This window comes from Mycobacterium sp. (assembly GCF_049281135.1).
Classification (GTDB): Bacteria; Actinomycetota; Actinomycetes; order Mycobacteriales; family Mycobacteriaceae; genus Mycobacterium.
In genome coordinates this window covers 1-6,379 of the sequence record NZ_JBAPRN010000615.1, presented here as the reverse complement: position 1 = coordinate 6,379, position 6,379 = coordinate 1, and the positions used below count along the sequence as shown (strand labels likewise).

Sequence of the window (6,379 nt, the reverse complement as noted above, 5' to 3'; positions counted from 1 at the left end):
CAGGACTTCTCCAACCTGCCCCGGCAGCAAAAAGGACTGCATTCGAAGGGCTTCGAGTACATGCGGTTGTCCGACCAGATCGAAGGGTTGATCTCGAACTTCGAACGCGTTGTCGACGGCTTTCTCGCCGGCTTGCCGTATGACGCGCTGGTGCCCGCGATCCAGAAGACCAACACCACCATCGACGTACCGATCGCCGATCTCGGTTTCACCTCGGAGGCGCGATGACCACCCAATGGGACCGTTCAGTTGACCTGGTGATCGCCGGCAGCGGCGGCGGCGGCATGGTGGCGGGGTTGGCCGCGCTCGACTGCGGTCTCGAGCCGCTGATCGTGGAAAAGCAAGCACTGGTGGGCGGTTCGACGGGATTGTCCGGCGGCATCGTCTGGCTGCCCAACAACCCGCTGATGCGGGCCGACGGTATAGCGGATTCGCATGACGACGGCCTTGCCTATCTTGCCGACGTCGTGGGCGACATCGGCGCACCATCGTCACCCGAGCGCCGCGAGATGTTTCTGACTGCCGGTTACGAGATGCTCAACTTCCTGATCCGCAAAGGCGTGCGGCTCATCCGTTGCGAAGGGTGGAGCGACTACTACCCGAACCACAAGGGCGGCAACTCCATCGGCCGCGCCGTCGAGGGCATTCCGTTCGACGCCGCGGAGTTGGGCAGCTGGAGTGACAAAGTGCAGCCGCCGCTGGCCAAGAACTACGGTTACGTGGTGTTGACCAACGAACTCCGCTCGGTTCAGTACTTCAACCGTGCGCCAAAGGCTTTCGCCGTGGCGACCCGGGTGTTCATCCGCACCGCCGCGGCCCGGATACGTCGGCGCCAGATTCTGACCAACGGCGCCTCGCTGATCGCTCAGATGCTCAAGGCGCTGATCGATCTCAGCGACGGCCGGCCACCGCTGTGGATCAACGCCGCGATGGAAAACCTCATCGTCGAAGACGGCCGAGTGGCCGGCGTGCGCATCGTCCACGACGGCACACCGCTGAACGTCGAGGCGCGCAAAGGAGTGTTGTTGGCCGCCGGGGGATTCGGGCACAACGCCGAGATGCGGCGGCAATACAGCGGCGATCAGCCCAACGACGCCAAGTGGTCAATCGCCAACGCCGGCGACACCGGCGAAGTCCTGCAGACCGCGATGCGACTGGGCGCGAAGACCGATCTGCTCGACGAAGCATGGTGGTTGCCTTCGATTTTCATCGCCAACGGCGGGGCGGTCGCCGCCTCGCTGGGTTCGGGCCGTCAACGGCCCGGCGCGATCTACGTGGACTCGACCGGCAGGAGATTCTGCAACGAGTCGAACTCCTACGTGGAGGTCGGCAAGGCGATGTACGCGAACAAGGCGGTGCCGTGCTGGATGGTCTTCGACGACGGATACGTTCGCCGCTACGTCACGAGCGGTAACCCATTGAAGTTTCGGCAGCGCAACCAACAGCTGCCGTCCGAGCTCATCGATTCCGGTGCGGTCAAACGTGCCGACACCATCGAGGATTTGGCCCGCCAAACCGACCTCCCCGCAGAAGAATTGACGCGCACGATCCACCGCTTCAATCAGTTCGCGGTCAAGGGACTGGACCCCGACTTCGGCAGGGGACAATCGGCCTACAACGACTGCCTGGGTGACCCGGGGTATCGGCCCAACGCCGCAGTCGGTCCGCTGGAGACGGCGCCGTTCTACGCGACCAGGGTGTTGCCGGCCGACGTCGGGACGTGCGGTGGCGTGATCACCAATGAGTACGCACAGGTGCTCGACGAGCAGGATCAGGTGATCGAGGGCCTGTATGCCACCGGCAACACCACCGCCACGGTGATGGGCCGAACCTATCCGGGCGCCGGCGCGAGCATCGCCAGCTCGATGGTGTTCGGTTACGTCGCCGCTCGGCACGCGGCTGGGCGCAAGCTCGCCGGTGAGAAGAGCCGGTAGTCCTTCCGTGCCGAGTGTGCGGCCAGCCGCACGTTCGGCCTCGAGTGTGCGGCTGGCTTCACGCTGGCGGTGCTGAACCAGCCTCGTCGCGGCCGACGAAATCCCTTGGCTTCAAACCGGATTGCATGAGTTGAGCTCGACGTTCCTGGACGTCGGAAGCAGCACCGACCATGTTGGTCAGGATGTGGCTGACTTGCAGGTGCACCCGCATGCCCATCAACTCGTAGGCGCGCTTCACGCTGTTCTTGACCGCCATCGAGGTGGTCAACGGGATCTGGGCGATCTTGCGCGCCATCTCCTCGACGGTGTTCTCGAGATCGTCGCGGGGCACCACCTTGTTGAGCAGTCCCCACTCCAGCGCTTCAGCCGCCGATAGCGTGGGTGCCAGCAGCAACCAGTCCATGGTGCGATGCCAATTCATCAGCAGCCATGGCTCGATCATCGTGTGCCCACCCGGTTCGCCGAGACTCTGGGCCAGCGGCATCTGAAAATAGGCGTCCTCGGATGCCACACAGAAGTCGGTCAGCAGGCCCAGATAGATCCCACCGCCCATGCAGTAGCCGTGAATTTGCGAGATCGTCGGCTTCGGAAACTCCCACAGATACAACGTCGGCCACAGAAAAAGGTCGGCGGTGCCTTTGTAGAGGTCCTCGAACGTGTCCCCGAAATCGGGATAAGGATTCTCGTCGGGATCCCAGCGGGCCACGTGCCCGCCGCAGAAACCTTTGCCGTTGGCCTTGATGATCACGACTTTGATGTCGCGATCACGGTCGGCTTCGTGCAGGCAGGCGTCGACCTCCTGCACCAAAGTCGCATCCTTGGTATTGGCCTTGTCGGCCCGGTTCAGGATGATCCGCGCGATCGGCGGTTCACGCTCGTAGATAACCGCTTCCAGGGTCCGCCGCTCCATGCTCGCTGACGTTACCTGGACGCCGCCGCATTCGAATTCGATTGACGGTTGCGCGATGCTCGCAGTCGGAGTGAAGTGTATTCAGAACGCTGGACACCGCTGCACGGCAATCGATCCAGATCGTGACGACGAACGGAATGCTGATGACGACCCCGTCGGATCGGGTGGAGCAACTGGAACTGGTTGCGCGGCTCCAATCTTCCTATCCCGAACTCCCGGACGCGCCGACGCCGGATCTGATTGATCACCACCGATTCGCCGCCTACACCAAGACCCCGCATGATGTCGGAGGCGAGCCGGACGCGCCGATCGAATTCGAGAACAAGCAGTACGAGATGTGGGAAGAAAACACCTACGTCATGTGTGAGGTACTGGGTTGGCGTGGGATCTGGCTGTCCGAGGAACGACGCCGGATGGGCAACGTCGACCTGGGCCGAACCATCTACCTCGGCCTCCCGTACTACGGGCGCTGGCTGCTGGCCGTCGTACGGGTCCTCGCGGAAAAGCATCACATCGGCCTGAGTGAGTTGGCCGAGCGCATGGCAGAGGTCAAAGCGCGCTTCGCCGGCGGCCTACGGGGAAAATCCTTGGAGGCGAAACCCAGATTCGAAGGCGACCCCGCCACTGTAAAGCGCAACCGGCACCACACCCACGCGGTCGGCAAAGGTGATCCGCAAGTGTTTGCCGGACAGGCAGGCCCCCCGAAGTTCAAGGTCGGTGACAAAGTCGTGGTGCGAGAGCTTCCGGTTCTGCTTTACACCCGCACTCAGGAGTACGTGCGCGGCGCGACAGGCGAGATCGCGGTGGTCTCTTACGAAAGCCCGGCCGCCGAGGACGAAACATGGGATGGGCCGGACCAGAAACCCGAGTGGTTCTACATTGTGCGGTTCAATCTGTCTGAGTTGTGGCACAACTACACCGGCCCCGGCAAGGACACCTTGCAGACCGAAATCCCAGAGCGCTGGCTCGAGGCGGCAGCATGACCACCGACGACCACGACCACGACCACGACCACGACCGTACGGCCGCGCCCATGGTGGATGAGATCACCGACTTCGAAGTCCTTGAGATCGCGCTTCGCGAATTATGCATAGAAAAGGGCATTTTCACCGCTGAGGAACACCGTCACTTCACCGAATTCGCGGAACAGATCGGACCAACCCCTGCCGCGCATCTAGTGGCGCGGGCCTGGATCGACCCCGAGTTCAAGAAACTGGCTCTGACCGATCCCATGGCCGCCAGCAAAGAAGTCGGCGTCGACTGGCTGCAACCCACTGGCTTCGGTACACCCAGTGATTTCACCGCGTTCCATGTGCTCGAAGACACGCCGACGCTCCACCACGTGATCGTGTGCACGCTTTGCTCCTGCTATCCGCGTCCGATCCTGGGCAACTCGCCAGAGTGGTACCGCACGCCCAACTTCCGGCGTCGCATCGTCCGCTGGCCGCGCCAAGTGCTAGCCGAGTTCGGGTTGTATCTATCGGAAGAGGTTGAGGTCCGAGTAGAGGACTCCAACCAGAAGCACCGCTTCATGGTGATGCCGGTGCGTCCCGAGGGAACTGAAGACTGGACCGAGGATCAGCTGGTCGAGATCATCACCCGTGACTGCCTGATCGGTGTCGCCCTGCCCAAGGTTGGCGTGACGTCGAACGCGGTGACCGAGACCCGCCCCGCTATCCATCCCGTGGACTAGATGAATGGCGAGGCACCCATGAGCGCACCGGAGGAATTCGAGGGTAAACCGATCGCTCCGCTGACGAAAATTATTGAGAGAAACCAGGTTTGGGGCCGTATGGCGGCGAAGCACGGCGTCGACAACCCGCTGCCACCCTGGAAAACGAGCCTTGACGGGATCTGCGACGCGCTTGACCAAAGCAGCCGAGGCGCAGCGCTGCCCGGCGTCGAGCAGCGCAGTGAAGAAGACGCGCTCGCCGCAACCGTCTACTCCGACTTGCCTTACCCGGAGAACCGATTGGTGGCGTTGGCGCACACGCTGGTGCGCCGCGGGCTCATCGACGAAAGCGAGCTGGCGGACCGGCTCGCCGCTGTGCGCGCCAGGCTTGAAGCCTGACGCTGCGGCAGCGATCGGCGAATCAGGCCGAGACCGGCTTGGCGACCTTCATCAGTTTCATCAGGTTGCCGCCCATGATCTTGGCGACGTCCTCTTCGCCGAAGTCGGCGAGCTCGTCGACGAAGGTGATCGGGTCCTTGAGGCCCTCGGGGTGTGGCCAGTCAGATCCGAACAGCACCCGGTCGGTGCCTACCATGTTGACGATCTCGGTGAACCGGTCCTCCCAGAACGGGGTGATGTACACGCACCGCTTGAAGGCCTCGATCGGGTCCTCCAGGAATGCCTGCGGCATCTTCTTGTAGACGCCCTTGAGGCCTTTGAACAGGTCCGGTACCCAGTCGGCGCCGTTTTCGATCGACAGGATGCGCAGCTCGGGGTTGCGTGACAGTGCGCCGTGGCACACCAGCGCACCCATGGCGTCCAGGATCGGTCGGTGTCCCATCGCAAAGCTGCGGAAGGCAGTCGGCTTGAACGGCAGGAACTCGTCGCCGGGCTCCCACACATTGGCGAACTCCGAGTAGCCGCTGTCCGAGGCGTGCATCGAGACCGGGATGTCGGCTTTGATGCAGGCCTGCCAGAACGGGTCGAACTCCTCGAGACCAAAGGAACGGCTGCCCTTGAAACCGGGCACTGGTGCCGGCCGGACCAGCACCGTGCGGGCACCGCGCTCCAGGCACCATTCGAGCTCTTCGAGCGCGCGCTCGACGATCGGAAGGGTGATCACCGGGGTGGCGAAGATGCGGTCCTTGTGGTTGAACGACCATTGCTCGTGCATCCACTCGTTGAGCGCGTGGATGACGTCGTGGGTCATCTCCGGGTCGTCTTTCATGCGCTCTTCGACCAGGCTGGCCAGGGTCGGGAACATCAACGCGTAATCGATCCCGAGTTCGTCCATCACCTCGAGGCGCGCACCCGGCTCACGGAACGCGGGGATCGCCTTCATCGGCTCGCCCAGGATCTCGCGGTAGGTCTTGCCCTGTGCGCCATTGCGGAAGTAGTCCTCCTGCGCACCCGGCTTGGCGACGACCTCGAAGGTCGGGTTCGGAATGTATTCGCTGATGTGGCCGCGAACCACGATCTTGGTGCGGCCGCGCACCTCGACGTAGTCGATGACCCGCTTGCGGTTGTCCGGGAGGTACTTGGTCAGCGCTTCCTGCGGCTCGTACATATGGTTGTCGGCATCGAACACGGGGAAGGGAAGCTCGCGTGACGGCATGGCGATCTCCTTGAAGTGTGGATTCTCACGAGGCGGTAATGACGTTACCACCTCTGCCTGACGAGGTGTAATCGGCAGGTCAGGCCAGCGGGCGGTCGGGCAGTTTCGGGGTCGCGCCGTTGACGACGGCGAAGTTCACGGTTGCCGAGGCGAGCAGCCTTTCCTCGTCGTCACCATCGTTGAGGACGTCGATCTGCATGACCATCGCGCGCCGCCCACTTCGCAGCATCCGCGGCACTGCGTATGCC

6 protein-coding genes and 2 pseudogenes are annotated in these 6,379 nt (G+C 63.0%); 5 read left to right on the top strand and 3 right to left on the bottom strand.

What is annotated here, in order from left to right; genetic code table 11:
- A pseudogene (locus WAN02_RS24310) lies at positions 1 to 228 on the top strand (aromatic ring-hydroxylating dioxygenase subunit alpha); the annotation flags it as partial.
- On the top strand, positions 225 to 1,934 hold the full coding sequence (locus tag WAN02_RS24305) for an FAD-binding protein (RefSeq protein WP_422267192.1): 1,710 nt from the start codon (positions 225 to 227) through the stop codon (positions 1,932 to 1,934). The pseudogene WAN02_RS24310 and the gene WAN02_RS24305, both read left to right, overlap by 4 nt.
- 58 nt (positions 1,935 to 1,992) lie before the next feature.
- Here WAN02_RS24305 and WAN02_RS24300 read toward each other — a convergent pair whose 3' ends face one another.
- Positions 1,993 to 2,844: an enoyl-CoA hydratase/isomerase family protein gene (locus WAN02_RS24300; protein ID WP_422267190.1), complete on the bottom strand. Its 852-nt coding sequence runs from the start codon at positions 2,842 to 2,844 to the stop codon at positions 1,993 to 1,995.
- A 143-nt stretch (positions 2,845 to 2,987) separates the two neighbouring features.
- On the opposite strand from WAN02_RS24300, the gene WAN02_RS24295 reads away from it, so the two are divergent.
- The 3 genes from WAN02_RS24295 to WAN02_RS24285 are packed head-to-tail and all read left to right on the top strand — an operon-like array spanning position 2,988 to position 4,915.
- On the top strand, positions 2,988 to 3,827 hold the full coding sequence (locus tag WAN02_RS24295; protein WP_422267188.1) for an SH3-like domain-containing protein: 840 nt from the start codon (positions 2,988 to 2,990) through the stop codon (positions 3,825 to 3,827).
- On the top strand, positions 3,824 to 4,537 hold the full coding sequence (gene scnC / locus WAN02_RS24290; RefSeq protein WP_422267186.1) for a thiocyanate hydrolase subunit gamma: 714 nt from the start codon (positions 3,824 to 3,826) through the stop codon (positions 4,535 to 4,537). The genes WAN02_RS24295 and scnC overlap by 4 nt, the downstream gene beginning before the upstream one ends.
- Positions 4,538 to 4,555: 18 nt before the next feature.
- Positions 4,556 to 4,915, top strand: a complete 360-nt coding sequence (locus WAN02_RS24285; RefSeq protein ID WP_422267184.1) for a thiocyanate hydrolase — start codon at positions 4,556 to 4,558, stop codon at positions 4,913 to 4,915.
- 22 nt (positions 4,916 to 4,937) lie between these two features.
- Here WAN02_RS24285 and WAN02_RS24280 read toward each other — a convergent pair whose 3' ends face one another.
- Both WAN02_RS24280 and WAN02_RS24275 read right to left on the bottom strand, forming a co-directional pair.
- Positions 4,938 to 6,131, bottom strand: a complete 1,194-nt coding sequence (locus tag WAN02_RS24280; protein WP_422267182.1) for an amidohydrolase family protein — start codon at positions 6,129 to 6,131, stop codon at positions 4,938 to 4,940.
- Positions 6,132 to 6,210: 79 nt separating this feature from the next.
- Positions 6,211 to 6,379 (bottom strand): annotated as a pseudogene (locus tag WAN02_RS24275) (TetR family transcriptional regulator); the annotation flags it as partial.

Excerpts from the sequence above, each read along its gene's own strand:
- WAN02_RS24280 (WP_422267182.1), bottom strand. The coding sequence starts at position 6,131 with ATGCCGTCACGCGAGCTTCCCTTCCCCGTGTTCGATGCCGACAACCAT.
- scnC (WP_422267186.1), top strand. The coding sequence starts at position 3,824 with ATGACCACCGACGACCACGACCACGACCACGACCACGACCGTACGGCC.
- WAN02_RS24300 (WP_422267190.1), bottom strand. The coding sequence starts at position 2,844 with ATGGAGCGGCGGACCCTGGAAGCGGTTATCTACGAGCGTGAACCGCCG.
- WAN02_RS24285 (WP_422267184.1), top strand. The coding sequence starts at position 4,556 with ATGAGCGCACCGGAGGAATTCGAGGGTAAACCGATCGCTCCGCTGACG.
- WAN02_RS24305 (WP_422267192.1), top strand. The coding sequence starts at position 225 with ATGACCACCCAATGGGACCGTTCAGTTGACCTGGTGATCGCCGGCAGC.
- WAN02_RS24295 (WP_422267188.1), top strand. The coding sequence starts at position 2,988 with ATGACGACCCCGTCGGATCGGGTGGAGCAACTGGAACTGGTTGCGCGG.